This is a genomic window from Goodfellowiella coeruleoviolacea, assembly GCF_024171785.1.
Classification (GTDB): Bacteria; Actinomycetota; Actinomycetes; order Mycobacteriales; family Pseudonocardiaceae; genus Goodfellowiella; species Goodfellowiella coeruleoviolacea.
This window is the reverse complement of sequence record NZ_JAMTCK010000017.1, coordinates 104,793-130,036: the sequence shown is the minus strand read 5'-3', so window position 1 is coordinate 130,036 and position 25,244 is coordinate 104,793. Positions and strand designations below refer to the sequence as shown.

The window sequence follows — 25,244 nt, the reverse complement described above, 5'->3', positions numbered from 1 at the left end:
GTGGGCGGGCCGCGTGCTGTCAGTCGGGCAGCAGGGCCGCTGTGCGGCTGATCAGCTCGACGGACCGCTCCGGGTCGTGGGCCAGCTCGCTCAGTTCTTGCCAGGCCGCGGTGTAGCTCTCGACCTGGTCCGCGCTGTCCAGGAACACGCTGGCGACCCGGTTCTCCAGCAGCACCAGGCTGGCCTCGTCGTCGTGGTAGCCCAGGATCACGAACGAGCCGGTCAGGCCCGGGTGCGGGCCGGCGCTGGTGGGCAGCACCCGCAGGGTGATGTTGGGGCGGCTGGCCGCGTCGGCGAGGTGGCGCAGCTGCCGGCCCAACGCCCCGGGCTGGCCGAAGGGACGGGTGAGCGCGGTCTCCTCGATGATCGCGTGCAGGGTGAGCGGAACCGTTCTGCTGAGCAGGTTCTGCCGCGCCATCCGGCTGGCCACCAGCGCGTCCACCGCGCTGTCGGACAGCCCGCGCCCGGTGCCCCTGATGATCGCCTTGGCGTACTCGGCGGTCTGCAGCAGACCGGGGATCATCAGGGGCTGGTAGTCGCGCAGTGAGCTGGCCTCCTCCTCGAAGTCCAGCCAGATCCGCCAGTCCCTGGGCAGGTGGTGGCTGGTGAACCGGGACCAGCCCCGCTCGTCCGCCTGGGCGGCGATGGCCAGCAGTTCCGCCCGCTGGCCAGCGCTGGCCCGGTAGTAGTCCAGCAGCTTCTCCAGATCGTCCCGGTAGACGCCGATCTCCGCGTTCTCGATGCGGTTGATCTTGCTGCCGGACATGCCCACCGCCGCACCGACCGTGTCCCCGCTGACCCCGATCTCGTTGCGGAGCTTGCGCAGCAGGTATGCCAGGCGCCGAGACCGAACCGAACGACCCGCGCGTCGAGCCATGGAGCACCCCCTGTTCGTCGGCTCTGCCCGACGTTAGGAGGATTCGACCAGCCCTCCTAGGAGGGTCACTCCATCGTGTAATTGCGGCGGGATCTCCGCTGTCGCGGTGTCAGTGCGCGGAGTTGGCCGAGGGCGTGGCGGGATTGCCCGTCACCCGAGGAACCAGCCGGCCCGGAACACCGGGGCGTTCCCGGCCACCGCGCGCCGGCACCAGTCGGCGACCTCGGCCCCCACCTGCTCGGGGGTGAGCCGTGAGGTGTCGAGGACCGTCATCGCCCACTCCGGCCCAGGCGCCCGGCCGAGCCAGCGGTCCCAGCGCATCGCCGGCCAGGCATCGGTGGTGATGGCCTCGGTGACGTGCCCGGGATCGGTGGCGTGCGCCCGCAGCCAGTCGGCGTAGGCCCGGTGCCGGGGGATCAGTTCCGCCGGCTCGCCGCGCCGCGCGAGACGAGCCACGTGGGCCTGTTCGTCGATGTCGAGCAGGCACGCGGCGATGTCGATCTGGTCGGCGCTCGGAGCGGCCAGCACCTCCCCGAGCGGCACCGGATCACCCGCGAACAGCAGGTGCCTGCCCTCGGCCGCCAGGGCGATCGCGCGGCGGACCGCGACCTCCACCTGCTCGTGGCGCCAGGCGAGGGTCGGAACAGCCGGAATCGGGCCGAGGGTGAACAGTTCGGCGGTCTCGTAGGTGTCGTCGAGCAGGTGGCGCGCGTGCAGGCGCGCGGTGGTCTTGCCAACGCAGGAAGCGCCGGAAACGAGCAGCAGCATGTTCTTCCTCCAGAGCATGACTGGGCAGGCGCCGAGCGCGTGGGGCGCGGCGCCGGGACTCGGGGCGAGTCAGCCGAGGGGGAAGAAGAACTGCTGCATCACGTCGGCGAGGCTAGGGCCCGCCGATGTGGGCCGCCACCGAATATCCCGTTCCCGATCCCGTCCAGCCGTAGCCCGGTCCCGCCCGGGTTCAGTCCAGGACCGCCAGGTCGAGTTGGCGCAGCCGCTCGGGGTCGCGGTAGATGTCGATGGCCGCGATCCGGCCGCCGCTGATGGTGAAGCCCAGCACCGCGGTCAGCTGCCCGTCGGCGGTCGCGACAACCCCGGCGGACCCGTTCACCAGCACCGGCCGGGCGGTCTGGGCGAGCCGCGCGAACGTGATCGCGCCGTCGGCCACCGCCGCCGCGCCCCGGTTCACCGTGGTGCCGATGGCGCTGCCGAGGTCGGCGCGGGCCACCACGTCGGGGTCGAGCACCTCCAGCATCGCCGCGAGGTCACCGCCGCGCGCCGCCGCCAGGAAGGCGTTGACCACCGAGCGCTGCCGGGTCGGATCGGTGTCCGGGGTGGGGGCGCCGGCCCGCACCCGGCGGCGGGCCCGGCTGGCCAGTTGCCGCGCCGCCGCCGGGGTGCGGCCCACCAGCGGCGCGATCTCGTCGAAGGGCATGGCGAACATGTCGTGCAGCACGAACGCGAGCCGTTCCGCCGGGGCCAGCGTGTCCAGCACCACCAGCAGCGCCAGCCCCACCGAGTCGGCCACCAGCGCCTCCTGCTCGGGCTCGACCCCACCGGCCAGGCTGACGATCGGATCGGGCAGGTGCACGCCCTGCGGTTCCTCGTTGCGCGACCGGCGGGAGCGCAGCACGTCCAGGCACACCCGGGCGACCACCGTGGTCAGCCAGCCGCCGAGGTTGCTCACCTCGCTGGTGTCCGCGCGGCTCAGCCGCAGCCACGCGTCCTGGACCGCGTCCTCGGCCTCGCTCAACGAGCCCAGCATCCGGTAGGCCACCGCCCGCAGGTGTGGTCGGTTCTCCTCGAAGCGCTGCGCCAGAAACGTGGTCTCGTCCACCGGTCGCCTTCCCCTTGTGCTCACCCCTCACCACACTGACGGATGCCCCGCAGCCGATGTGACCGAGGACCGGCCCGAGAGATCACGGGATTCCGTCTGGATCGCTCTAGGCTGCGCTCATGAGCAGCCCCACTGGCGAGCAGTTGGAGATCGCGCACAACGCGGCGCGAGCGGTGATCACCCAGGTCGGCGCCGGTCTGCGCGCCTTCGAGGTGGGCGGCGTGCCCCACCTGGAGACCTTCGCGGCCGACGAGAAGCCCCCGATGGGCGCGGGCGTGGTGCTGGCGCCGTGGCCCAACCGGACCGCGGGCGGGCGCTGGGAGCTGGGCGGCCGGCCGCAGCAGCTGGAGATCACCGAGCCGGCCAGGGGCAACGCCATCCACGGGCTGGTCCGGCGGGTGCCGTGGGAGGTTGTCGAGCACACCGGTTCCCTGGTGTCGTTGCAGGTCGACGTGGCTGAACAGGCCGGCTGGCCGGCGCCGCTGCGGGTGACGATCAGCTACGCCATCGACGACGACGGCCTGGTGGTCACGCACGGGGTGCACAACCTCTGGCAGCACGACATCCCGGTGGGTGTGGGCACCCACCCGTACCCGCGCGCCGGCCTGGCCGACACCGACGACTGCACGCTGCGGCTGGCCGCCAGCACGGTGCTGCCGCTGGACCCCGAGCGGATGGTGCCCACCGGCCCGGCCCGGCCGGTGGACGGCACCGAGTACGACTTCCGCGCCGGCCGACCGCTGGCCGGGGTCACCCTGGACACCCCGTTCGGCGGGTGCGAGCCGGGCCCGGACGGCCTGGTGCACCACACGCTCACCACCGCCGACGGCAGTGGCGTGGAGGTGTGGGCGGAGCCGGACTTCCGGTGGGTGCAGGTGTACACGCCGGCCGACTTCCCCGGGCGCGGGCGGGCCGTGGCCATCGAGCCGATGACCTGCCCGCCCGACGCGTTGAACTCCGGCACCGACCTGATCTGGCTCAAGCCGGGCGAGTCCTGGCACGGCCGGTGGGGGCTGCGCCCGATCACCGGATGACCGCGACCTGCCGGGGCGGGGTGCGGGTCAGGGCAGCAGCACCAGCCGCCCGCGCAGCCCGCCCCGGGCGAGGCGCTGGTGCGCGGCCACGGCCTCGGCCAGCGGGTGGGTGTCGGCGACGCGCGGGGTGAGCCGGCCGGCCTCGACCAGCGCCACCAGTCCGGCCAGCTGGGCGGCGTCCGCGCGGATCCACACCTGGGCCACCCGGGTGCCGCGCAGCGGGATCGGCGCGCCACCCGCGATCACGCTGGCGAACGCACCTCCACCGCGCAGCGCGTCCAGCGCCGGCTGTCCCAGCACGGCCGCGTCCAGCACGCCGTCCACCCCGCCGGGCACCAGCGCGCGCACGGCGGTGCCCAGGCCGGCACCGGCGGGAACGTCCTCGCGCGGGACGAACCACTCGGCGCCGAACCCCCGCACCAGGTCGGCGTCGCGCTGTCCGGCCAGCGCCACCACGCGCAGTCCCCGCGCCACGGCCAGTTCCACGGCGAACCCGCCCACGGCCCCGGCCGCGCCGGTGACCAGCACGGTCTGCCCCTCGGCCAGGGCGAGCCGGTCCAGGGCCTGCCAGGCGGTCAGCCCGTTGAGCGGCAGGGTGGCGGCGGCCGTCAGGGGCACGGTGGTCGGCGCCGCGGTGACCGCGTCGGCGTCCAGCACCACGAACTCGGCGTAGGTGCCCAGCGGCACGTCGAGCCGGTCGGACACGCCGATCACGGCCTGGCCGGGGGCGAAGCCGGTCACGCCCGGCCCGATCGCGTCCACGGTGCCGGCCGCGTCCCAGCCGATCCCGAACACCCCGCTGCCCGACATCAGGCCGCCCCGGTGCAGCTCGCCGGACCGGGTGGCCGCGTCCACCGGGTTCACCGCGCTGGCCGCGACCCGGATCCGGAGCTGGCCGGGGCCGGGCTCCGGCAGCGGCACGTCGACGTGCTCCAGGGCCTCGGGGCCGCCGAAGGTGCGAACCACGACCGCGTGCATGGCGATGTCCTCCCACAGTGAGATCCGGCAGTGCTGATCAGCACTGGCTTCCGCTGTGCCACGAACCTATGAAGAGCTACTCTCCGACGGGAAGAAGGCACCTGGAAGTGCGTAAGGTACGGCGGAGTGGGAACGGAGGCGGCGGATGGTCACGCGCACGGCGGCACAGCTGCGGGAGGCGGCACGCGAGGAGTACGACGCGTTCATGGCCACCTGTCCGGCCCGGCAGCTGCTCGACCGGATCAGCGACAAGTGGGTGAGCCTGGTGCTGACCGCGCTGGCCGACGGTCCCCGCCGGTACAGCGACCTGGCCAGGAAGATCGCTGGGGTGAGCCAGAAGATGCTCACCCAGACGCTGCGCGTGCTGGAGCGGGACGGGCTGGTGTCCCGCGCGGTCACCGCGTCCGTGCCGGTCCGGGTGGACTACGCGCTCACGCCGCTGGGCCGGAGCCTGCTGCCGCTGATGGGGGCGATCAAGGCGTGGGCGGAGGAGCACATCGAGGAGGTCGTGGCCGCGCGCGCCAGCTACGACCAGCGGGGTGACAACGGGTGACCGAGCGGGTGCGGTCGCTGCGGCCAGCGGTGGCCGAGAGCCCACCCCGGGGTGGGTTTCGCCCGGTCAGGGGTGGCCGTTAGCGTGGCTAACCATGGATGTTGCGATTACTGGTGGGTACGTCGTCCCGGTTGACGGCGACCCGATCGACGGCGGCACCGTGCTGGTCAGGGACGGCAAGATCGCCGCGGTCGGCCCGGCCGGCGAGGTGAGCGTGCCCGAGGGCGTCCGCGTGGTGGACGCGTCCGGCTCGTGGGTGCTGCCCGGCTTCGTCGAGGCGCACGGCCACATCGGCGTGCACGAGGAGGGCGAGGGCTGGGCCGGCAACGACACCAACGAGATGACCGACCCCAACGGGGCCCGGCTGCGCGCGCTCGACGGCATCAACCCCGACGACGAGGGCTTCCGCGACGCGCTGTCCGGCGGGGTCACCTCCGCGGTGATCAAGCCGGGCTCGGGCAACCCGATCGGCGGCCAGACCGTGGCGGTCAAGTGCTGGGGCCGGACCGTGGACGACATGCTGATCCGCAACCCGGTCAGCGTGAAGAGCGCGCTGGGTGAGAACCCCAAGCGCGTCTACGGCGACAAGAAGGTGCTGCCGTCCACCCGGCTGGGCGTGGCCGCGGTGATCCGCGACGCGTTCACCAAGGCCCAGGACTACAAGGCCAAGCGGGCGCACGCGGCGGCCGAGGACAAGCCGTTCGACCGCGACCCCACGCTGGAGGTGCTGGTCAAGGTGCTGGACGGGGAGCTGCCCTGGTGCCAGCACACCCACCGGCACGACGACATCGCCACCGCGCTGCGGCTGGCCGACGAGTTCGGCTACAAGCTGGTGGTCAACCACGGCACCGAGGGGCACCTGCTCGCCGACGTGCTGGCCGAGCGGGACGTGCCGGTGATCATCGGCCCGCTGTTCACCACTCGGTCCAAAGTGGAGCTTCGGCGGCGGTCGCTGCGCAACCCGGGCATCCTGGACCGGGCCGGCGTGCGGGTGGCGATCACCACCGACCACCCGGTGGTGCCGATCAACTTCCTGGTGCACCAGGCCACCCTGGCGGTCAAGGAGGGCATGGACCGGACCGCGGCGCTGCGCTCGATCACGGTCAACCCGGCCCAGATGATGGGCCTGGACGACCGGGTGGGCGCGCTCAAGCCGGGCCTGGACGGTGACGTGGTGATCTGGTCCGGCGACCCGCTGGACGTGATGAGCCGCGCGCAGCGGGTCTTCGTGGACGGTCGCGAGGTGTACACGTTCAACGAGACCACCGGCGAGGGCGACGTCGCCGACCCGTTCTACCGCGAAGCCTGATCCCGCAGGGGTTTTCGGCTGGTCCGCCGGGTTGGCGGGAGACGCCGTGCCCACGCTCTCCCGCCACCCCGGTTTACCCCCACAAACGCGCGAGTTGACTGTGCAAACCCTGCGAGTTGCACGTTCACGCAGGGCCATGTGGGTGAACGGTGCCCAGGGAACGCCACCGCGCGGCTGCCCCGCCAGCCGCGCGGCCGGGGCCGGTGGTCACACCTCCGGCCGGGCCAGCAGGCGCATGGCCAGGGCCAGGGCCAGGCGCAGCTGGCCGGCCGGCTCGCGCAGTGGCCAGCCGAGCACGCGTTCGGCGTGCTCGATGCGCTGTTGCAGGGTCGAGTGGTGGATGAACAGCCGGCTGGCCGCGCCGCGCAGGCTGGCCGCCTCGGCGAACACCGTGAGGGTGGCCAGCATCCACGGCGCCTCGGCCGAGGCGCGCAACAGGGTGTCCAGGTCCGGTGGGCGCGGCGTGTCCGGCCCGAGGGCCTGGGCGAGCAGTTCCAGCCCGCCCAACTCCTCGGCGTGCACGACGCGCGGCCCGGGGTCGTGCTCGGTGCCCTCGGCGGTGAACCGCAGGGCGGTGCGCGCGCGGGCCGCGGATTCCGGCAGCCGCAGCACCGGCGTGGCCGGGCCCACGCCCACCCGCCCCTCCGCCGGGACGGCGCGGTCGGGTGGGGCGATGGTGGCGCCACCGCGCGGCAGCGCGAACACCCGGGCGGACGCGTCGGGTGCCAGGCCGAGCTGGCGCGCGGCGGTCAGCCGGTTGTCCACGGTGGCGTGCGGGTCCAGCACGGTCTCGGTCAGCGCGCACTCGATGCCGACGCGGGTCGTCGGCTGCTGGCCGCGCACCAGCGTGAGCACGACGCCCGCGGTGAGCGCGGCCCGTTGCAGCACCAGGTCGTCGATGAGGGACCCGCGCGGCTGGGTCTCCAGCCAGATCGTGGCGGGCTGGTCGGCGAACACCGGGGCCGACAGCCAGGTCGGTTCGGGAGGGGCGTCGCTGTCCTGCCGGCGGCCGTCCGCGGTGACCCGCATCCGCACCCGGCGCACCGGATCGACCAGCCGCGCGGCCACGCCGGTCAGGGTCGCGGCGCCGCGCACCACCGGTTCCAGGCCCGCGTGCCGCTGGGTCAGCTCGTCGAAGTAGGCGATCACCTGCATCGCGGCTTCCGCCGAGGGGTCCAGTGCCGCGATGCGCGCGGCCAGGCTCTGCATGAACGACCTCCACGGCCTGTTCCCGCCGACCGCCGCCTACTCGCCGAGCAGTCGGGCCAACCACTGCCCGCGCGCCATCATGGCATGCTGCGAGATCGCCGCCTGGGGCGCGAAAGTGTCGAAGCCGTGGTAGGCGCCCGGCCACACGTGCAGCTCGGCGTTGCCGCCCGCCGCCCACAGGCGCTGGGCGTAGCCGACGACCTCGTCGCGGAAGGTCTCGGCCGAGCCCGCGTCCAGGAAGGCCGGCGGCAGACCGGTCAGGTCCGCTGCCCGCGCGGGCACCGCGTACGGGGACACCTCGCCGTCCCGGGCCGTGCCCAGCACCGCGTCCCACGCCGTGCGGTTGGAGACGCTGTCCCACACGCCCAGGCCGGTCATCTGCCGCGCGGAGATGCTGTCGTTGCGGTCGTCGAGCATCGGGTACATCAACAGCTGCCCGATGACCTCGACCTCCCGGCGGTCGCGGGCCAGCAGGGCCAGCGCGGCGGCGAGGTTGCCGCCGGCGCTGCCGCCGACCAGGACGATCCGCTCCGGGTCGGCGGAGATGCTGGCGGCCTTGCGCGCGGTCCACAGCAGACCGGCGTAGGCGTCCTCCAGCCCGGCGGGGAAGGGGTGCTCGGGCGCGAGCCGGTAGGCGACCGAGACGACCACCAGGTTCAGCTGTTCGGCCAGGTCCAGCACGGGTTCCAGGCCGAACCGGTTGTTGCCCATGATCAGCCCGCCGCCGTGGGTGTGGTAGAGGACCGGGCGCGGGCCGACCGCGGTGCGCGGCCGGGCGACGAGCAGGGAGATGTCCGGGGCGCCCGCCGGGCCGGGCGCGGTGTGCTCCGCGATGGTGAACACGCCGTCCCGGCTGAGTTCGGCCACGCTGGCCACCCCGTCGAGCAGGAGTTCCCGCTGGGCGGCGATGGTCTCGGGGGTGATCCCGGTGGCAATGCTGGTGTGGCCGGACGCGGCCAGCACCGCGGCGAGTTCCGGGTCGAACGGGGGCGGGGTCAACGTCATCGTGGTGCCCTGTCTGTGCGCGGGGAGCGGTGGACGGGCTCCATCGTGGAATCGCGGCCCGGCCGGGGACACCCGCCAGGCGACCGGCAACACCCGCCAGATGGCGAGGGGCCGGGCGACCCCGGCACGGCGCCTCGCCATTCGGTCGGGCAGCGGGTCAGGCGCGGCGCAGTTCGCGGGCGATGACCAGGCGCTGGATCTGGTTGGTGCCCTCGAAGATCTGCGTCACCTTGGCTTCGCGCAGGTAGCGCTCGACCGGGAAGTCGCGGGTGTAGCCGGCGCCGCCGAGGACCTGGACGGCGTCGGTGGTCACCTTCATGGCGGCGTCGGTGGCGATGAGTTTGGCGGTGGCGGCCTGGCGGCGGAAGGGGAGGCCGCGGTCGCGGCGGCGGGCGGCGTCCAGGTAGGTGGCGCGGGCCGAGTCGACGGCGGCGGCCATGTCGGCGAGGAGGAACTCCAGACCCTGGAAGTCGATGATCGGCCTGCCGAACTGGGTGCGCTGCTTGGCGTAGGCCACGGCCTCGTCCAGCGCGGCCTGGGCCAGGCCCACGGCGCACGCGGCGATGCCCAGCCGACCGGAGTCCAACGAGGACAGTGCCAGGGCCAGGCCCTGCCCCTCGGCGCCGATCCGCCGCTGCGCCGACACCCGCGCGTCGGTGAGGTGCAACTGGGCGGTGGTCGAGCCGGTCAGGCCCATCTTGCGCTCGGGCGCGCCCGCGGTCAGCCCGGGTGTGTCACCGGGCACCAGGAAGCAGCTGATGCCGCGCGCGCCCGCGTCGGAGGTGCGGGCCATCAGCGTGTAGAAGTCGGCGTGGCCGGCGTGGCTGATCCACGCCTTGGTGCCGGTGAGCACGTAGTCGGCACCGTCGCGCACCGCCCGGGTGGCCAGCGCGGCCGCGTCCGAGCCGGCCTGGACCTCGGACAGCGCGTACGCGCCGAGCAGGTCGCCGGCCAGCATGTCCGGCAGCCAGCGGTCCCGCTGCTCGTCGGTGCCGTGGTTGGCCAGCGCGTAGCAGGACATCACGTGCACGGACACGCCCACGCCCACCGACATCCACGCGCTGGCCACCTCCTCCAGCGCCTGCAGGTAGACCTCGTAGGGCTGCTCGCCGCCGCCGAACCGCTCCGGGTAGGGCAGGCCGAGCAGGCCGGTCCGGCCCAGCAGCCGGAAGGCGTCCCTGGGGAAGACCTCCCGCTCCTCGTGCTCGGCCGCCTTCGGGGCCAACTCGTCTCGGGCGATCTCCCGGACCAGGGCGATGAGGTCTTCGGCCTCGGACGTGGGCAGGGTTCGCTCGGCAACCATCGCTACCCTCCTGGGTACGCAAATGTGTACTGGCGGACTCCTGACAGTACTGTTTCAGGGGTCGCCGTGTCACCGGAACCGGAGGATTTCCGGTGTGGCAGGGTCATCCCGATGACCACCGCCAACCCGATGACCTCGCCGGACGGCGCGCGTCGCACCAGCAGAGGGCGGCGCGGTCCCGGTTCCGGCCGAGCCCCGACCGCCCGCCAGGTCGACCTGCTCAACCGGCTGGAGGCGCTGTTCCTGGCCGAGGGCTTCGCCCACTTCACCCTCGACGAGCTGGCCGCCCGGCTGCACTGCTCGAAATCCACCCTGTACGCGCTCGCGCCCAGCAAGGAGCAGCTCGCCGTGCGGGTGGTCGCGCACTACTTCAAGGGCGCCACCGAGCGGATCGAGCAGCGCATCGCGTCCGTGGCGGCGGTGGCCGACCGGATCGGCGGCTACCTGGCGGGCGCGGCCGACGAGCTGCGCCGCGCCTCCACCACGTTCATCGCGGACGTGGCCGACTTCCCGCCGGCCATGGCCACCTACGAGCGCAACGCCAGGGCCGCGGCGGCCCGCATCCGCTCGTTCATCCTGCAGGGCGTGCGGGACGGGGTGTTCCGCGAGGTGCACGCCACCCTGGTGGCCGAGATGGCCGGCATGCTCATCGAGGGCATCCAGACCGGCGTGCTCACCGACCGGGCCGGGGTCAGCGGCGCCGAGGCGTTCAACGCGCTGGGCGAACTGCTGCTTGGCGGGCTGGCCAGCCGACCGGCACCATCTACCGGCGCGGTCGAGCAGCAGACCCCGGATCGCGAGACCGCTGACCACAACGACACCGGCGAGAGGGAGCACACGTGATCGTCGTCGCTGGCGAGGCCCTGGTGGACATGGTGCCGGAGCGCACCCCGAACGCGGCCACCGCCGCGGCGCCGGGGGGTGGCAACCCGGCGCTGGCCCCGCTGCACCCCCGGCTCGGCGGCGGCCCGTTCAACGTGGCGATCGCGCTGGGCCGGCTGGCGGTCCCGGTCGGCTTCCTGTCCCGGGTGTCCACCGACCCGTTCGGCGCGGCCCTGGTGGAACGGCTGGAACAGTCCTCGGTGGACACCGGCCTGGTGCAGCGCGGCGCCGAGCCGACCACCCTCGCCGTGGTCGGGCTGACCGAGGACGGCTCGGCCCGGTACTCGTTCTACGTGCAGGGCACGGCCGACCGGCTGGTCACCGACCCCGGGCCGCTGCCGGAGCGGGTCAGCGCGGTCTCGTTCGGCACCCTGTCGCTGGTGCTGGAGCCGGGCGCCAGCGAGTACGAGCGGATCATGCGCCGGGAGCACGAGCGCGGCACGCTCACCGCGCTGGACCCCAACATCCGCACCAGCCTGATCCCGGACGCGGACGCCTACCGGCGGCGGTTCGCCAGCTGGCTGCCGCACGTCGGGCTGCTCAAGGTGTCGGTGGAGGACGCCAGCTGGCTGGCCGAGGCCGATCTGTCCGATCCGGACACCGCCCGCGCGGTGCTGACGAAGTGGCAGCAGGCCGGGCCCTCGGCCGTGGTGCTGACCAGGGGCGGCGACGGGCTGAGCGTGCTCACCGGCGCCGGCGAGCTGGTCGAGGTGCCGGCGGTGCCGGTGACCGTGGTGGACACCATCGGCGCCGGCGACACCGTGCAGGGCGCGCTGCTGGCGTGGCTGCACCGGCACGGCGTGCTGGCCGGTGGCGCACCGGCGGTGGCCGCGCTGGACGCGGGGGAGTGGCGGTCCGCGCTGGCCTTCGCCGGTGCCGCCGCGGCGATCACCTGCTCGCGGGCCGGCGCCGAGCCGCCCTACGCCGGTGAACTGGCCGAGTAGTCGGGGCCGACGTAGAATTGATGTCCGGGCGGCACCAGGTGATTCGCTCGCCCGGTGCGCCACGGTCGCACAATTGCGGCGCCCGCGGAAACCGGGCAGAACCAGCGCGCGCTCGCGCCAGCACCAGGCGTTGCACGATTCCAGCGAGGGAGACGAATTCGTGTCGGCGGTGGTCGACAGGAGCGGAACCGGCTGAACGGCAACCGTGCCGACAATCCCGCCGACAACACTGAGTGACGGCGACGACAACAGTTCGGATCGCCGGGCGCGGCCCGGCGGAGAACAGCCGAGTAACGGCGGCGGAGCTTCGTCAAAATGTGACGCGCCCGCTGCCGGGTGGTGATCTGTGACATGCCACACCGGTGTTTTGGCCGACCTTTTCCGCGTACTCCGGTCGGCCTGGGCCGGCAACAAGATGATCCAATGTGGCGCCGTGATGAAAACCACAACCGGGATGATCCAGCTCTCATCACACTGCTCTGGAAAGTGTGCCGGAAACGACTAGCGTGTACCCGATGCCCTGGCGGCCGGCCGACTGGTCGGTGCACCGGGCGCGGACCACCGAACCGGGCGTGACCGGCGGTTTCCGCGGTCTGTCGCGCGGGGTGTCGGCGCTAGCCGCCTGGCTGTGGGGGCCGCCGAGGGTCGGGCGGACGCGGGTGTGATGCCTGTCCCACCTCGCAGAATCGGTTAACACCGATGGTGCGTCGTAGCCACACCGCCGACTAGCGTGCAGAACTGACAGGACCCCAACGGGGCGGTGCTGCGGTGCGGTCACCCAGAGCCGTGTGCCGGATGCGCGAGACCTGAACACCAGGTCGAGCCGTCGGGCGAGACTTGCTGGATGCACAGTCACGCCAGCAGTTCTGCCCCGTCCGAGCGTGAGAGGGACTTAAATGTCCGACGCGACGACTGCGCCCAATTCGACGGATAGCCCGTCTGGCTCCCGTACCGTCGCGCTGCGCCATGAGGGCGGAGAGCACGAGATGCAGGTGGTCTCGGCCACCGAAGGCGCCGCCGGAATCGACCTCGGCAAACTGCTCGCCAAAACCGGGTACGTCACCCTCGATCCCGGATTCGTGAACACCGCGTCGTGTTCCTCGGCGATTACCTACATCGACGGCGACGCCGGAATTCTGCGTTACCGCGGTTATCCGATCGAGCAGCTGGCCGAGCGGTCCAACTTCATCGAGGTCAGCTACCTGCTCATCTACGGTGAGCTGCCCACCCAGGCGCAGCTGGACGAGTTCAGCGCCAAGATCAGCCGGCACACCCTGCTGCACGAGGACCTGAAGCGCTTCTTCGACGGGTTCCCGCGCGACGCCCACCCCATGCCGGTGCTGTCCTCGGCGGTGTCCGCGCTGTCCACCTTCTATCAGGACAGCCTGAGCCCGTTCGACGACAAGCAGGTGGACATGTCCACCATCCGCCTGCTGGCCAAGGTCCCCACCATCGCGGCCTACGCGTACAAGAAGTCGGTCGGCCAGCCGTTCCTCTACCCGGACAACTCGCTGGGCCTGGTGGAGAACTTCCTGCGGATGACCTTCGGGTTCCCGGCCGAGCCCTACGACGTGGACCCGGACCTGGTGCGCGCGCTGGACCTGCTGTTCATCCTGCACGCCGACCACGAGCAGAACTGCTCCACCTCCACGGTCCGCATGGTCGGCTCGGCCGAGGCGAACCTGTTCGCCAGCATCTCCGCCGGCGTCAACGCCCTGTTCGGCCCGCTGCACGGCGGCGCGAACAGCGCGGTGCTGGAGATGCTGGAGGGCATCCGCGCCGAGGGCGGTGACGTGGCCAACTTCGTGCGGCGGGTGAAGAACAAGGAGAAGGGCGTCCGCCTGATGGGCTTCGGCCACCGGGTCTACAAGAACTACGACCCGAGGGCCGCGATCATCAAGAAGACCGCGGACGAGATCCTCGGCAAGCTCGGCGGCGACGACCACCTGCTGGAGATCGCCAAGAAGCTGGAGGAGACCGCGCTCGCCGACGACTACTTCATCGAGCGCAAGCTGTACCCGAACGTCGACTTCTACACCGGCCTGATCTACCGGGCGATGGGCTTCCCCACCAAGTTCTTCACGGTGCTGTTCGCCCTGGGCCGGCTGCCCGGCTGGATCGCGCACTGGCGCGAGATGATCAACGACCCGGCCACCAAGATCGGCCGCCCGCGCCAGGTCTACACGGGGGAGACCCAGCGCGACTACACCGGCATCGACCACCGCTGACCCACCCCGCGCACCGGTCCCCCGCGCGCGCACCAACACTGCCTGGGCCCCGGGACTCGCCGTTTCTGGCACGGCGTCCCCCGGGGCCCTCGTCGTGTCCGGAGACTGCCAGGGCGGCAGCGCTTCCGGATGGTTAGTTATGCGAATATAATGGTTATATGACAACAACCAATCCCGTGGTCGCGCCGGTCGCGCCGCCGGGGTTGAGCCGCCAGCGCCGGCTGCTCGTCCTGGCGATCTGCTGCACCAGCCTGTTCATCGTCGGCCTGGACAACACCATCGTGAACATCGCGCTGCCCGCCATGCAGCGCGACCTGAACACCCCCGTGTCCGGCCTGCAGTGGATCACCGACGGCTACACCGTGGTGCTGGCCGGCCTGCTCATGCTCGCCGGCTCGACCGGTGACCGGATCGGCCGGCGGCGCACCTTCCAGACCGGCCTGGCCCTGTTCACCCTGGCCTCGCTGCTGTGCTCGCTGGCGCCGAGCCTGGGTTGGCTGGTCGCCGCGCGCGTGTTGCAGGCGGTCGGCGGGTCCATGCTCAACCCGGTGGCGATGTCGATCATCACCAACACCTTCACCGACCCGAGGGAACGGGCGCGCGCCATCGGCGTGTGGGGCGGGGTGATGGGCATCAGCATGGCGCTGGGCCCGGTGGTCGGCGGCGCCCTGGTCGCCTCGGTGGGCTGGCGGTCCATCTTCTGGATCAACATCCCGGTGGGCCTGGCCGCGCTGGTGCTGTGCGCGCTGTTCGTGCCCGAGTCGCGGGCCCCGCACCCGCGCCCGGTGGACCTGGTCGGCCAGACACTGGTGGTGGTGCTGCTGGTCAGCCTCACCTACGGGCTGATCGAGGCGCCGGCCGCCGGCTGGGGTTCCGCGCAGACGCTGGTCTGCTTCGGGCTGGCCGTGCTGGCGCTGGCCGTGCTGGTGCCGCACGAACTGCGCCGCGCCCACCCGCTGATCAACCCGCGCTTCTTCGGCAGCGTGCCGTTCGCCGGGGCCACGGTCATCGCGGTGTGCGGGTTCGCCGCCCTCGGCGGCTTCCTCTTCCTCAACACCCTGTACCTGCAGAACGTGCGCGGCTACTCGGCCCTGCACGCCGGCCTGCTGACGCTGCCGATGGCCGGGCTGACCGTGGTGTGCGCGCCGCTGTCCGGCCGGGTGGTTGGCGCCCTCGGCCCCCGGGTGCCGTTGCTGGTGGCGGGCCTGGGCATCGGGTCGAGCGCGCTGCTGCTCGGCGGCCTGACCGCGACCACCCCGCTGCACCAGCTGATCATCGCCTACGTGCTGTTCGGCCTCGGCTTCGGCGCGCTCAACGCCCCGATCACCAACACCGCCGTGTCCGGCATGCCCCGCGCGCAGGCCGGGGTGGCCGCCGCGGTCGCCTCGACCAGCCGGCAGATCGGCCAGACCCTCGGCGTGGCCGTGCTCGGCGCGCTGGGCACCTCGGTCGGGTCCGAGCCGCTGGCCACCGGGTTCCCCGCGGCCAGCCACGTCGGGTGGGCGATCATCACCGGGTGCGGCGCGGCCGTGCTGCTGCTCGGCCTGCTGACCACGGGCCGGTGGGCCCGGCGCACCGCACAGCGCACCGCCGACCGGCTCGTGCACACCGGCACCGCGACGGAGGTACCCGCATGACCGAGACCCCGCACCCCGCCCCCGACCCGCCCGGCGACGCCGACCAGGCGGCGCGGGCGGCCCGGGTGTGGGCGGCGATGTCCGCGCTGGTGCTCACCGGCGAGGACCGCCGCAAGGAGGTCACCGAGACGCTGGGCATCAGCTTCTTCCGCGCCAAGGCGCTGCGCCGGCTGCTGGCCGGCCCGCTGACCCAGCGCGAACTGAGCGCCCGGCTGGCCACCGACAAGCCGCAGACCTCCCTGATCGTGGACGACCTGGAACAGCGCGGTTACGTGACGCGCAGCGTCCACCCGGACGACCGGCGCTGCAAGGTGGTCACCCTCACCCCGGCCGGGACGGACGCCGCCGAGCAGGCCGAACGCATCCTGGCCCGGCCGCCGAGGGCGCTGCTGGAGCTGGCCCCGGAGGAGTTGGCCGTGCTGGACCGGATCATGGCCCGGCTCAGCCCGGAGGCGCCGTAGCACCGGTCCGCGACACCCCGTGCTGTCCGGCGTCCGCCCTGTCCGGAGTCCGCCCTGACCGGAGTCTGCCCTGACCGGTGTTGGCGCCGCCCGGTGCGCGACCTCACCCGGCGGTGTGCCGATCACCGGCCGCGGAAGTGGTGGAGTAGACCTGGTGCCAGTGCTGGGCCGAGCGGACCAGGTCGTCGACGACGTGCAGGAGGAACTGGCTCAGGTTCGTCAACCGCGCGCCAGCGGGGGTGGTGGCGCCGAGCCGCTCCGCCGCGGTCCGGCAGGCGTCGGCGATCCGGGCCTGGTTGCGCGCGCTGGCCATGATGGACTGGAACAGGACGTCGTCGTCGATGACGTAGCTCTCCGCGCGGCTGCGCGGATCGCGTTCGCGCCGGATGAGTTCCTGGCTCTCCAGGTAGCCGACCGCCTTGGAGACCGAGGCGGGGCTGACATGCAGACGACCCACCAGTTCGGCCGAGGTGAGGCGGCCGCTGTCGGTGGTGAACAGCGCGGCCAGCACCCGGGCCATCATGTGCGGAAGCCCCGCCTGCACCATCAGTTCGGTGCTCTGCGCGTTCACCTCGGCCATGATCCGCGGATCGTGCCTGCCGGGAGCACGGCGGCCCGGAGTCGACGTCGACGAGGTGGACCCGCGCCTGCGCACCGGTCGGGTGCTGGCCCGGTGCGCCTGTTCGGCGTCGTAGCCGCGCGGCCCGCCGTTGCGCATCACCTCCCGGGTGACGGTCGAGGTCGGCCGCTCGATCCGGCGGCCGATGGCGGCGTAGGTCAACCCGTCCCGCAGGCCGGCGGCGATCTGCCGCCGGTCCGACAGGGTGAGTCGGTCACCAGGCATCGGGGTCCTCATCTGTCGACGTTCGGCCGCAGCGTAGTGCAACGCAATCGTCGTTGCATTAGTTGACAGCGGCCACGCAACAATTCTACGTCATCTAGCTGCGGTTATGCCGTGAACTCGCGACGTCTTGATTGACGATTTCGTGTATGCAACGTAACTTTCGCCGCGTCGCGAAGGTGCTCGATGTGTGCACGCCCGATCTGGCGCGCGACTCCACAACCCCTCCACGGAAGCGAAATCCTCATGACCGTCACTTCCGGTCGATCCGCGCTCGCGGTGACCGCGGTACGCAAGGCGTACGGCGATCACGTCGTGCTGGACGGCATCGACCTCGACATCCCCACGGGATCGGTCTTCGCGTTGCTCGGGCCGAACGGCGCCGGCAAGACCACCCTGGTGCAGATCCTGTCCACGCTCATCCGCGCCGACGCCGGAGAAATGCGGGTCGCCGGCCACGACGTGGTCCGGGAACCGGACGCGGTCCGGGCCGCGATCGGCGTCACCGGGCAGTTCTCGGCGGTGGACAACTTCCTCACCGGCGAGGAGAACCTGCTGCTGATGGCCGACCTGCTTCGGCTGCCACGCCCACAACGGCGGCGACGCGTCGCGGAACTGCTGCGGCGGTTCGATCTGGTCGGGGCGGCCAGGAACCCCGCGGCCACGTATTCCGGTGGCATGCGCCGCCGCCTGGACCTGGCCATGACGCTGGTCGGCCGGCCCCGGGTGATCTTCCTCGACGAGCCGACCACCGGACTGGACCCGCGCAGCAGGCGGACCATGTGGGAGATCATCCGCGAGTTGGTGGCCAACGACGGGGTCACCATCTTCCTCACCACCCAGTACCTGGAGGAGGCCGACCAGCTCGCGAACCGGATCGCGGTGTTGCACCGGGGCAGGCTGGTCGCGCAGGGCACCGCGGCCGAACTGAAGCGGCAGGTCGGCGGTGGGCACATCACCCTGCGGTTCGCCGACGCGCGCGGCTACCACCACGCGGCCAGGACGCTGGACGTGGTGTCCCGCGACGACGAGGCCCGCACACTGCGCATCGCCAGCCAGGGGGACGTCCGCTCGGTGCGCGAGCTGCTGGACCGGCTCGACCGCGCTCAGCTCACCGTGGACGAACTCCAGGTTCGCGCCCCGGATCTCGACGACGTCTTCTTCGCCCTGACGGGCAACCCGGTCACCGAACAGGAGCAAGCCCGATGACCACCGCTTCCAGCCGGATCTCCACCGCGTTCGCCGACTCGGCGACCATGCTGCGCCGCCAGTTGCGGCACGTGGTGCGCTACCCGACGCTCATCCTGACCGCCGCCGGTGTCCCGGTGATCTTCCTGCTGCTGTTCGTCTACGTCCTCGGCGGCGCACTCGGCCTCGGTCTCGGCGGTCCGCTGGCCGGCCGCGCCGCCTACGTGAACTACGTGGTGCCCGGGATCATCCTGATGACGGTGGCCACCGCGGCCCAGGGCACGGCGATCTCCGTCGCGCTGGACATGACCGAGGGCATCGTCGCGCGGTTCCGCACGATGGCCATCGCCAGGATCTCGGTGCTCACCGGCCATGTGTTGGGCAGCCTGATCCAGACCATGTTCAGCATCACCGTGGTCACCGGGGTCGCGCTGCTGGTGGGATTCGAGCCGACCGCCGATCTCGGCGACTGGCTCGCCGTGGCCGGTGTTCTCGTGCTGATCACCTTCGCGGTGACGTGGTTGTGCGTCGCACTGGCCATGCTGGCCAAGACCGTGGCCACCGCGAGCAACCTGCCGATGCCGCTGATGGTCCTCCCGATGATCGGCAGCGGACTCGTCCCCACCGACTCGATGCCGACCTGGCTGCGGTGGTTCGCCGACTACCAGCCGTTCACACCGTTCATCGAGACCCTGCGCGGGCTGCTGACGGGCGGCACCCCGACCGGCGACAGCGCGGTGCTCGCCATCGGTTGGTGCGCCGTCATCGCCCTCGGCAGCTACCTGTGGGCCAGGAAGCTCTACAACCGCGAGCGCCCGACGGCGCGGAACTGACCGAGGACACCCCGCCGCACCGTGGACCAGCCGGGTGAACCACGTTCCCCGGACACCCCGGCGACCCGGCCCGTCGGAGGGGTGACCTCCGCCGGGCCAGCGCCGCGGGCCGGACCGGGGTCAGCGCAGGGCGTCGCGCAGCTTCACCCGGGCGCCGGTGCGCAGCACCGCGTTGGCGTAGATCCGCCCGCCCAGCCAGATCAGCACGCCGATCGCGGCCAGCGCCAACACCACGGACAGCCCCACCTGCCAGGCGGGCGCCACGCCGAGCACCATCCGGGACGGCATCAGGATCGGGGCGAACGGCGGGATCAGCGACATCACCGCCACGGTCGAACTGGTCGGGTCCTGGGCCAGCAGGCTGAACCCGGCCACGAAGGCGATCATGATCACCATCAGGGTGGGGCTGACCACCGACTGGGTGTCCTCCTGCCGGGACACCAGTGACCCGCTGGCCGCGAACACCGTGGCGTAGAGCAGGAAACCCAGCAGGTACCACAGCACGCCGGCGGCCACCGCGCTGAACGCCATGCTCGGCACGGTCAGCACGTCGGTGGCGCTGGCCAGGCCGGCCCCGGCCGCGCCGATGATCAGGATCTGCACCAGCCCGACCGCGCCGATGCCGAGGATCTTGCCGGTCAGCAGCTGCCAGGGCCGGACCGTGGCGAGCAGCACCTCGACCACCCGGCTCGCCTTCTCCTCGACCACGCCCTGCGCCACCATCGTGCCGAACCCGGCCAGCGAGAAGTACAGCAGGAAGGCGATCATCAGGCCGACGGCCAGCCGCTCGCCGCGCTGCGGGTCGGCCGGCTCCAGCGAGTTCACCTCGACCTTGACGTCGGCCATGTTCTGCCGGACCTGCCTGGGGTCCAGCCCGGCCTCGGCCAGCTGCGCGTCCAGCACCTGCTGCTGCACGATCGCGTTGAGCGCGGCGCGCAACGGCTCGTCGAGGTCGTCCTTGACGGTGACCCGCAGCGCGTCGGGCGCGCCGGACACCAGCGCGTCCAGCTCGCCGTCGCGCACCAGGGTCTCGCCCTGGTCCAGGCTGGTCACGTCCTGGATCTCGACCTGCTTGCCCAGGGTCTCGGCGGTCTGCTTGAGCGGCTGGCCGAGCACGGTGGCCTGGCCGGTGAAGCCGACCCGGTCCTTGTTGTTCTGGCTGAACAGGAAGGTCTGCAACAGCACGTAGCCGGCGATCATCGCGATGATCACGATGGTGCCGATGACAAAGGATCTGGTGCGCACCCGGGAGACGAACTCGCGGCGGCCGACCAGCAGCACGGCGCGGTAGGGGTTCAGGCCAGGGGGGGTGGTGGTGCTCATACGGCCTTGTCTCCGCTCTCTTGGGTCACCACGTTGCGGAACAGTTCGGTGAGCGAGGGCTGGTGCCGGCTGAACTCACGCACCGGGCCGGTGGCCAGGGCGGCGTTGAGCACGGCCTGGTCGTCCCCGCCGGCGGCCAACTCCAGGACGCTGCGCGTGCCGTCGACGGACACCACCGTCACCCCGGGCAGGCCGTCGGTCCAGCCGGGCCTCGCGTTGGGGACGTCGACGACCAGGCGGGTCCCACCGCCGGTGCGCAGATCGTCCACTGTGCCGCAGGCAACCATTTGTCCATTTCGGACAATACCGATCCGGTGGCACAGCCGCTCCACGAGATCCAACTGGTGGCTGGAGAACACCACGGGAACGCCGGCGGCGGCCTGCTCGCGCAGCACCTCGCTCATCACGTCCACGGCCACCGGGTCCAGCCCGGAGAACGGCTCGTCCAGCACCAGCACCTCGGGCTCGTGCACCAGGGCGGCGGCCAGCTGGACCCGCTGCTGGTTGCCCAGGCTGAGCTTCTGCACCTCGTCGTCGCGCCGGTCGCGCAGGCCCAGCCGGGCCACCCAGGTCTCGGCGCTGCGCAGTGCCTGGTTGGCCGGCATGCCGTGCAGTTCGGCCAGGTAGACCAGCTGATCGAGGACCTTCATCTTCGGGTAGAGGCCGCGCTCCTCGGGCATGTAGCCGATCCGGCGGCGGGTCTCGAAGCCGACCGGCTGGCCGCCCCAGCGCACCTCGCCGGAGTCGGCGGCCAGCACACCGAGCACGATGCGCATGGTCGTTGTCTTGCCGGCGCCGTTGCTGCCGACGAAGCCGAACAGCTCGCCGGCCCGCACGGTGAACGCCATGTCCTGTAACGCGACGGTGCTGCCGTAGCGCTTGGAGATCCGGTCGATCTCCAACACCCCCTCAGCCACGGGGTTGTCCTCCTTGATCTGCTTGCGTCAGGACCTTCAGGTCCTCGGGGTCAGCCAGGTCCTCGGGGTCGTCGTCGGGCATCGTCCAGGCCAGCTGCGCGGTGGGCACCCCGGTGGTGAGCAGCAGCAGGCCCAGCGCCAGGCAGTAGAGCTGGTTCGCGTCCAGCCCGTGCGCGCCGTCGCTGGCCACGCCGGGCAGCAGCGCGGCCATCATCACCACCAGGCACCACGAGCCGGTGAGGTAGCCGGTGTAGGCGTAGCGGTTGCGCAGGGCCAGCTCGCGCTCGTCGGCCAGCCGCCTCGGCACGTCGGTGACCTGCCGGGTGAGCACCTTCAACGCGCTGTACAGGAAGAGCACCACGAGTTCGACGGCGAGCCAGGCGAACACCGCGACGACCGAGGACAGGCCGACGTACACGAAGGCGAGCGCGATCAGGACGCATGCGGCCCAGGCGCGCACCAGCAGCCGTCGGCGGCGCTGGTTGCGCCAGCTCGGCCACAGCCGTTCGTTGCGGGCACGCCGTTCGGCGCACACGCGCAGCCACCACTCGTAGGCGGTGTTGATCCGGCCCGCCTTCATGCCGGTCACTTCCCTTCTCCCTGCTGGCCGTAGACCTGAGTGGACAACGGCGTGAACGGGTGGCGGCTGAACACCGCCTCCACCGGCAGCCCAAACACCTCACAGAGGCGAAAGGCCAGGTCAAGGCTGGGGTAGTGGTCACCACGCTCCAGCGCCCCAATGGTCTGGGGATTGACCTCGACCGCCTCGGCCAGTGCCGCTCTGGTCAGGCCCCGCTCGACACGCAGGACCTGAAGCCGGTTGTAGATCGGCAGGTCCTTCCCGCGCCGTACTGGACTCATGGCACGAAGTGTTGCAAAAACCCAACGGCATGGCAAGCAAACACTGCACGCTGTTGGTTGAGTTGGCCGCGTCACCGCCTGCCGGCCCGTCCCGCCGACGTCCGGTCCCCGGTCGGCGGAACGGCGAGCGCGGGTTCGGAACCCCGAGCGTCGGGCGACACGCCGGGAGGTTCCGAAGTCGGGTGTGGCGTGTCGTCCCAGCTTCTGAGAACATTGCCCCTCGGTGGCGGATGGTCAGAGCGTTTCCCCTGACCAGTCAGGGCGGCCACCACCTCATCGCCCCGCAAGGGATCGCAACCGCGCCCATTGTGGACGCTGCCATCGTCCACGTCTCGGCGGCCACCACCTCATCGCCCCGCAAGGGATCGCAACGCCGGGATGTGCGGGACCAGCGTCCGGTCCTCGGTGGCGGCCACCACCTCATCGCCCCGCAAGGGATCGCAACGGTTGATGTCTCGATGTTTGGTCGTCACGGTGACGCCGCGGCCACCACCTCATCGCCCCGCAAGGGATCGCAACGGCGTGGTGTCAGAGATGGGCATCCAGGGTTGGATGGCGGCCACCACCTCATCGGCCCGCAAGGGATCGCAACAACATGGTGTGCTCGCCGGCGTTGCGCTCAGGCGCAGGCGCGGCCGCCACCTCATCGCCCCGCATGGGATCGCAACTCGCCGCCACACACCTTGGCGAGGGCCGACCGCTGGGCAGACCCAGGACTGGGGCCGGTTGTCACAGCTTGGGTGGGCCGCTTGGCTTTCCGCCGGGGCAGCCGGAGCGGGGCAGTTGGCGCAGGCCGAAGGCGGAGACGGCCGCTCCCAACAGCACCATGACCACCGGGACGACCAGCGCGGTGCGGTAGGCGTCCAGCACCGCACCTGGTGAGCCATCGGTGCCGGACGCGGCGATTCCGTACACGGCGGTCACCGCGGAGATCCCGACCGCCGAACCGAACTGGGTGAACGTGTACAGCAGTCCGCTGGCCAAGCCCTGCTCATCCTCGGCCACGCTGTCGGTCGCGGCGATGGTGAGCGGGCCGTAGGAGAGGGCGAAGGCGGTGCCCGAGATGATCAGGCTCGGGAACATCGCCGCGTACGACCAGTCCATCGTGACCGGCAGGAAGAGCCCGTAGGCCGCGATCGCCAGCAGGAAGCCGCCGAAGATCACCCGCCGGTTGCCGTAGCGGTTCACCAGGCGCGGGGTGAGGGTGGGTGCCAGCACGGCGTCACAGCCCATGACGATCAGCGCGATCGCGGTCTGCAGGGACGACCAGCCGCGCAACTCCTGCAGGTAGAGCGTGACGATGAACTGGAAGCCGAAGAACGCGCCCAGGAAGAGCAGCGCGCTGATATCGGCCCGCACCATCGTGGCCTTGCGGAAGATCCCCAGCCGGATGAGCGGCGCTTTGGCACGCCGTTCGATCACCACGAACGCCGCCACCAGCGCCAGTCCGGCGGCGAACGCGCCGAGGGTCAGCCCGAGCCCTTCGCCACCGTGCTCAAGCCGGACGATGCCGTAGGCGAACAGCAACATCGCCCCGGCGGCGCTGGCCGCGCCGGCCAGGTCGTAGCCGCGTTGGGCGGGCGCGGGGCGGGCCTCGGTCGGCAGCAGCCTGAGTGCGGCGAACAGGATGGCACCGGCGAAGAACGCCGGGGCGAAGAACACCCAGCGCCAGCCGAGTTCGGTCAGCAGCCCGCCGATGACGAGGCCCAGCGAGAAGCCGCCGGCACCAACGCCGGCGAAGACCAGCAGAGCCTTGTTGCGCTGCGGCCCCTCCGGATACGAGGTCGTGATGATCGACATGGCGGCGGGGGTCATGAAGGCCGCCGCCACGCCCGTGACGAACCGGGCCACGACCAGCATCCAGCCGTCGATCGCGAAGCCGCCCAGCGTGGAGAAGACCAGGAAGACGCCCAGCCAGGTGAGGAACATCCGTCGCCGGCCCAGCAGATCGGCGGCACGGCCACCGAGCAGGGTGAAACCGGCGTAGCCGAGCACGTAGCCACTCATCACCCACGCCGCAGCGCTGGTGGTCAGGCCAAGATCGGCACGGATGGTGGGGACGGCAACGGCCAACATGGCGACGTCGCTGCCCTCAAGGAAGATCGTCCCGCACAGGACGAGCAGCAGGGCCCAGGCTCGTCCACTCATGCGGGCTGCGGGGATCGTGGACATGGATGCGCTTTTCACCCGTGGGGTCGTTTGGTCACATCGGGTTCATCAACAACGGACACAGCTCGTCGCACAAGCTGCGCAAGTCCAGCCACGTCGCCCGTGCCCGCACGTCGAACCGTCCATTTGGGAGCCTCCACGGTCGCCACCGGCCGGGACAGTACTGAGCGGCAAACGACCGAGGCAACGCCTTTGTTCGTGCACAAGCTCAGGTGCCTCGCGCTCGCTTGCCCGCTGGCTGGTTCGCGAGGCATGGGGCTGTGTCGCTGGTGGAACGGCCAAGTCAGCATCACACGGTCGAGCCTCACTGCCCAGGATGCGTGCCGAGGTTCGGAACCCCGAGCGTCGGGCGACACGCCGGGAGGTTCCGAAGCTGGGTATGGCGTGTCGTCCCAGCTTCTGAGAACATGGCTCATCGCCGCGAGGGTGATCAGCCTGTTTCCCCTGACCACCCAGGGCGGCCACCACCTCATCGGCCCGCAAGGGATCGCAACGAGTTCGAAGCCGCCTGCGCCCGGGAGATAAACGAGCGGCCACCACCTCATCGGCCCGCAAGGGATCGCAACGCGCAGTTGTCTGCTGGTGACCTCGGCTGCGTCGCGGCGGCCACCACCTCATCGGCCCGCAAGGGATCGCAACTTGGTGCTGATGCCCCTGGACTTGATCCGGGCGTAGGCGGCCACCACCTCATCGGCCCGCAAGGGATCGCAACCATCGGGACGGCTGCGGAAAGTCCATGAGGTCACCGGCGGCCACCACCTCATCGGCCCGCAAGGGATCAGGTAGGCCAGGCAGTTGGCTGGGTAGTCCGCCGGAGACGACGATGCCCCGCCCAGAGGGTCCTGGGCGGGGCTTCTG

Annotated in this window: 23 protein-coding genes and 2 CRISPR repeat arrays; of the genes, 10 read left to right on the top strand and 13 right to left on the bottom strand. The window is 71.6% G+C overall.

Annotated elements, in window-relative coordinates:
• Positions 1-19: 19 nt before the first annotated feature.
• From LX83_RS30940 to sigJ, 3 genes are all read right to left on the bottom strand, one after another.
• On the bottom strand, positions 20-877 hold the full coding sequence (locus LX83_RS30940) for a helix-turn-helix domain-containing protein (protein ID WP_253777801.1): 858 nt from the start codon (positions 875-877) through the stop codon (positions 20-22).
• 150 nt (positions 878-1,027) lie between these two features.
• Positions 1,028-1,645 (bottom strand): hypothetical protein, encoded by a 618-nt coding sequence (locus LX83_RS30935; protein ID WP_253777799.1) that lies wholly within the window; start codon positions 1,643-1,645, stop codon positions 1,028-1,030.
• A 190-nt stretch (positions 1,646-1,835) separates the two neighbouring features.
• The gene (gene sigJ, locus LX83_RS30930; RefSeq protein WP_253777797.1) at positions 1,836-2,711 is read right to left on the bottom strand and encodes an RNA polymerase sigma factor SigJ; all 876 of its coding nucleotides are present in this window, start codon (positions 2,709-2,711) and stop codon (positions 1,836-1,838) included.
• A 119-nt stretch (positions 2,712-2,830) separates the two neighbouring features.
• Between sigJ and LX83_RS30925 the strand changes: the two genes are divergently transcribed.
• Entirely contained in the window at positions 2,831-3,745 is a 915-nt protein-coding gene (locus LX83_RS30925; RefSeq protein WP_253777795.1) for an aldose 1-epimerase family protein, read from the top strand.
• Between the two features lie 27 nt (positions 3,746-3,772).
• Here the strand turns inward: LX83_RS30925 and LX83_RS30920 are convergent, their stop codons facing one another.
• Positions 3,773-4,723 carry an NADP-dependent oxidoreductase gene (locus LX83_RS30920; protein ID WP_253777792.1) on the bottom strand — a complete coding sequence of 317 codons (951 nt, stop codon included), beginning with the start codon at positions 4,721-4,723 and terminating at the stop codon, positions 3,773-3,775.
• 145 nt (positions 4,724-4,868) lie between these two features.
• On the opposite strand from LX83_RS30920, the gene LX83_RS30915 reads away from it, so the two are divergent.
• Together LX83_RS30915 and LX83_RS30910 are read left to right on the top strand one after the other, a co-directional pair.
• Positions 4,869-5,276 carry a winged helix-turn-helix transcriptional regulator gene (locus LX83_RS30915; RefSeq protein WP_253777789.1) on the top strand — a complete coding sequence of 136 codons (408 nt, stop codon included), beginning with the start codon at positions 4,869-4,871 and terminating at the stop codon, positions 5,274-5,276.
• Positions 5,277-5,370: 94 nt separating this feature from the next.
• Positions 5,371-6,585 (top strand): amidohydrolase, encoded by a 1,215-nt coding sequence (locus LX83_RS30910; RefSeq protein ID WP_253777787.1) that lies wholly within the window; start codon positions 5,371-5,373, stop codon positions 6,583-6,585.
• 207 nt (positions 6,586-6,792) lie between these two features.
• Here LX83_RS30910 and LX83_RS30905 read toward each other — a convergent pair whose 3' ends face one another.
• The 3 genes from LX83_RS30905 to LX83_RS30895 all read right to left on the bottom strand — a co-directional run bounded on the left by LX83_RS30905 (position 6,793) and on the right by LX83_RS30895 (position 10,102).
• Entirely contained in the window at positions 6,793-7,794 is a 1,002-nt protein-coding gene (locus LX83_RS30905) for a helix-turn-helix domain-containing protein (protein ID WP_253777785.1), read from the bottom strand.
• Between the two features lie 36 nt (positions 7,795-7,830).
• Positions 7,831-8,799, bottom strand: a complete 969-nt coding sequence (locus LX83_RS30900) for an alpha/beta hydrolase (RefSeq protein ID WP_253777784.1) — start codon at positions 8,797-8,799, stop codon at positions 7,831-7,833.
• Between the two features lie 157 nt (positions 8,800-8,956).
• Complete coding sequence (locus LX83_RS30895) at positions 8,957-10,102, bottom strand: acyl-CoA dehydrogenase family protein (RefSeq protein WP_253777783.1); 1,146 nt, start codon at positions 10,100-10,102, stop codon at positions 8,957-8,959.
• A gap of 129 nt (positions 10,103-10,231) precedes the next feature.
• On the opposite strand from LX83_RS30895, the gene LX83_RS30890 reads away from it, so the two are divergent.
• The 5 genes from LX83_RS30890 (at position 10,232) to LX83_RS30870 (ending at position 16,254) form a co-directional block, all read left to right on the top strand.
• Positions 10,232-10,945 (top strand): TetR/AcrR family transcriptional regulator, encoded by a 714-nt coding sequence (locus tag LX83_RS30890; RefSeq protein WP_253777996.1) that lies wholly within the window; start codon positions 10,232-10,234, stop codon positions 10,943-10,945.
• Positions 10,942-11,928, top strand: a complete 987-nt coding sequence (locus LX83_RS30885; protein WP_253777782.1) for a carbohydrate kinase family protein — start codon at positions 10,942-10,944, stop codon at positions 11,926-11,928. The genes LX83_RS30890 and LX83_RS30885 overlap by 4 nt, the downstream gene beginning before the upstream one ends.
• 896 nt (positions 11,929-12,824) lie before the next feature.
• On the top strand, positions 12,825-14,156 hold the full coding sequence (locus tag LX83_RS30880) for a citrate synthase (RefSeq protein WP_253777781.1): 1,332 nt from the start codon (positions 12,825-12,827) through the stop codon (positions 14,154-14,156).
• A gap of 158 nt (positions 14,157-14,314) precedes the next feature.
• The gene (locus tag LX83_RS30875) at positions 14,315-15,793 is read left to right on the top strand and encodes an MFS transporter (RefSeq protein ID WP_253777780.1); all 1,479 of its coding nucleotides are present in this window, start codon (positions 14,315-14,317) and stop codon (positions 15,791-15,793) included.
• Positions 15,790-16,254, top strand: coding sequence for a MarR family winged helix-turn-helix transcriptional regulator (locus tag LX83_RS30870; RefSeq protein WP_253777778.1), 465 nt, complete (start codon positions 15,790-15,792; stop codon positions 16,252-16,254). The genes LX83_RS30875 and LX83_RS30870 overlap by 4 nt, the downstream gene beginning before the upstream one ends.
• A gap of 103 nt (positions 16,255-16,357) precedes the next feature.
• On the opposite strand, the gene LX83_RS30865 is transcribed toward LX83_RS30870, so the two are convergent.
• Complete coding sequence (locus LX83_RS30865; RefSeq protein ID WP_253777776.1) at positions 16,358-17,098, bottom strand: GbsR/MarR family transcriptional regulator; 741 nt, start codon at positions 17,096-17,098, stop codon at positions 16,358-16,360.
• A 243-nt stretch (positions 17,099-17,341) separates the two neighbouring features.
• On the opposite strand from LX83_RS30865, the gene LX83_RS30860 reads away from it, so the two are divergent.
• Together LX83_RS30860 and LX83_RS30855 are read left to right on the top strand one after the other, a co-directional pair.
• Positions 17,342-18,304 (top strand): ATP-binding cassette domain-containing protein, encoded by a 963-nt coding sequence (locus LX83_RS30860; protein WP_253777774.1) that lies wholly within the window; start codon positions 17,342-17,344, stop codon positions 18,302-18,304.
• Positions 18,301-19,116 carry an ABC transporter permease gene (locus tag LX83_RS30855; RefSeq protein ID WP_253777772.1) on the top strand — a complete coding sequence of 272 codons (816 nt, stop codon included), beginning with the start codon at positions 18,301-18,303 and terminating at the stop codon, positions 19,114-19,116. Before LX83_RS30860 ends, LX83_RS30855 begins: the two co-directional genes overlap by 4 nt.
• A 120-nt stretch (positions 19,117-19,236) precedes the next feature.
• Here the strand turns inward: LX83_RS30855 and LX83_RS30850 are convergent, their stop codons facing one another.
• The 5 genes from LX83_RS30850 to LX83_RS30830 form a co-directional block, all read right to left on the bottom strand.
• Positions 19,237-20,439 carry an ABC transporter permease gene (locus tag LX83_RS30850; protein WP_253777770.1) on the bottom strand — a complete coding sequence of 401 codons (1,203 nt, stop codon included), beginning with the start codon at positions 20,437-20,439 and terminating at the stop codon, positions 19,237-19,239.
• Positions 20,436-21,356 (bottom strand): ABC transporter ATP-binding protein, encoded by a 921-nt coding sequence (locus LX83_RS30845; RefSeq protein ID WP_253777768.1) that lies wholly within the window; start codon positions 21,354-21,356, stop codon positions 20,436-20,438. Before LX83_RS30845 ends, LX83_RS30850 begins: the two co-directional genes overlap by 4 nt.
• A complete protein-coding gene (locus LX83_RS30840; protein ID WP_253777765.1) occupies positions 21,349-21,945 on the bottom strand; it encodes a hypothetical protein in 597 nt (198 codons plus the stop codon). The genes LX83_RS30845 and LX83_RS30840 overlap by 8 nt, the downstream gene beginning before the upstream one ends.
• On the bottom strand, positions 21,942-22,217 hold the full coding sequence (locus LX83_RS30835) for a helix-turn-helix transcriptional regulator (protein WP_253777763.1): 276 nt from the start codon (positions 22,215-22,217) through the stop codon (positions 21,942-21,944). The genes LX83_RS30840 and LX83_RS30835 overlap by 4 nt, the downstream gene beginning before the upstream one ends.
• Positions 22,218-22,477: 260 nt before the next feature.
• Positions 22,478-22,885: direct repeats of the CRISPR family, unit length 38 nt; unit sequence GGCGGCCACCACCTCATCGCCCCGCAAGGGATCGCAAC.
• Positions 22,886-22,946: 61 nt separating this feature from the next.
• The gene (locus LX83_RS30830; RefSeq protein ID WP_253777760.1) at positions 22,947-24,365 is read right to left on the bottom strand and encodes an MFS transporter; all 1,419 of its coding nucleotides are present in this window, start codon (positions 24,363-24,365) and stop codon (positions 22,947-22,949) included.
• A gap of 478 nt (positions 24,366-24,843) precedes the next feature.
• Positions 24,844-25,171: a CRISPR direct-repeat array (repeat unit 37 nt).
• Between the last annotated feature and the right edge of the window lie 73 nt (positions 25,172-25,244).

Coding starts and splice junctions, on each gene's coding strand:
- LX83_RS30935 (WP_253777799.1), bottom strand. CDS start 1,645: ATGCTGCTGCTCGTTTCCGGCGCTTCCTGCGTTGGCAAGACCACCGCG.
- LX83_RS30925 (WP_253777795.1), top strand. CDS start 2,831: ATGAGCAGCCCCACTGGCGAGCAGTTGGAGATCGCGCACAACGCGGCG.
- LX83_RS30890 (WP_253777996.1), top strand. CDS start 10,232: ATGACCTCGCCGGACGGCGCGCGTCGCACCAGCAGAGGGCGGCGCGGT.
- LX83_RS30895 (WP_253777783.1), bottom strand. CDS start 10,102: ATGGTTGCCGAGCGAACCCTGCCCACGTCCGAGGCCGAAGACCTCATC.
- LX83_RS30850 (WP_253777770.1), bottom strand. CDS start 20,439: ATGAGCACCACCACCCCCCCTGGCCTGAACCCCTACCGCGCCGTGCTG.
- LX83_RS30835 (WP_253777763.1), bottom strand. CDS start 22,217: ATGAGTCCAGTACGGCGCGGGAAGGACCTGCCGATCTACAACCGGCTT.
- LX83_RS30905 (WP_253777785.1), bottom strand. CDS start 7,794: ATGCAGAGCCTGGCCGCGCGCATCGCGGCACTGGACCCCTCGGCGGAA.
- LX83_RS30830 (WP_253777760.1), bottom strand. CDS start 24,365: ATGAGTGGACGAGCCTGGGCCCTGCTGCTCGTCCTGTGCGGGACGATC.
- LX83_RS30900 (WP_253777784.1), bottom strand. CDS start 8,799: ATGACGTTGACCCCGCCCCCGTTCGACCCGGAACTCGCCGCGGTGCTG.
- LX83_RS30880 (WP_253777781.1), top strand. CDS start 12,825: ATGTCCGACGCGACGACTGCGCCCAATTCGACGGATAGCCCGTCTGGC.
- LX83_RS30940 (WP_253777801.1), bottom strand. CDS start 877: ATGGCTCGACGCGCGGGTCGTTCGGTTCGGTCTCGGCGCCTGGCATAC.
- LX83_RS30860 (WP_253777774.1), top strand. CDS start 17,342: ATGACCGTCACTTCCGGTCGATCCGCGCTCGCGGTGACCGCGGTACGC.
- LX83_RS30855 (WP_253777772.1), top strand. CDS start 18,301: ATGACCACCGCTTCCAGCCGGATCTCCACCGCGTTCGCCGACTCGGCG.
- LX83_RS30875 (WP_253777780.1), top strand. CDS start 14,315: ATGACAACAACCAATCCCGTGGTCGCGCCGGTCGCGCCGCCGGGGTTG.
- LX83_RS30870 (WP_253777778.1), top strand. CDS start 15,790: ATGACCGAGACCCCGCACCCCGCCCCCGACCCGCCCGGCGACGCCGAC.
- LX83_RS30915 (WP_253777789.1), top strand. CDS start 4,869: ATGGTCACGCGCACGGCGGCACAGCTGCGGGAGGCGGCACGCGAGGAG.
- LX83_RS30920 (WP_253777792.1), bottom strand. CDS start 4,723: ATGCACGCGGTCGTGGTTCGCACCTTCGGCGGCCCCGAGGCCCTGGAG.
- LX83_RS30865 (WP_253777776.1), bottom strand. CDS start 17,098: ATGCCTGGTGACCGACTCACCCTGTCGGACCGGCGGCAGATCGCCGCC.
- LX83_RS30910 (WP_253777787.1), top strand. CDS start 5,371: ATGGATGTTGCGATTACTGGTGGGTACGTCGTCCCGGTTGACGGCGAC.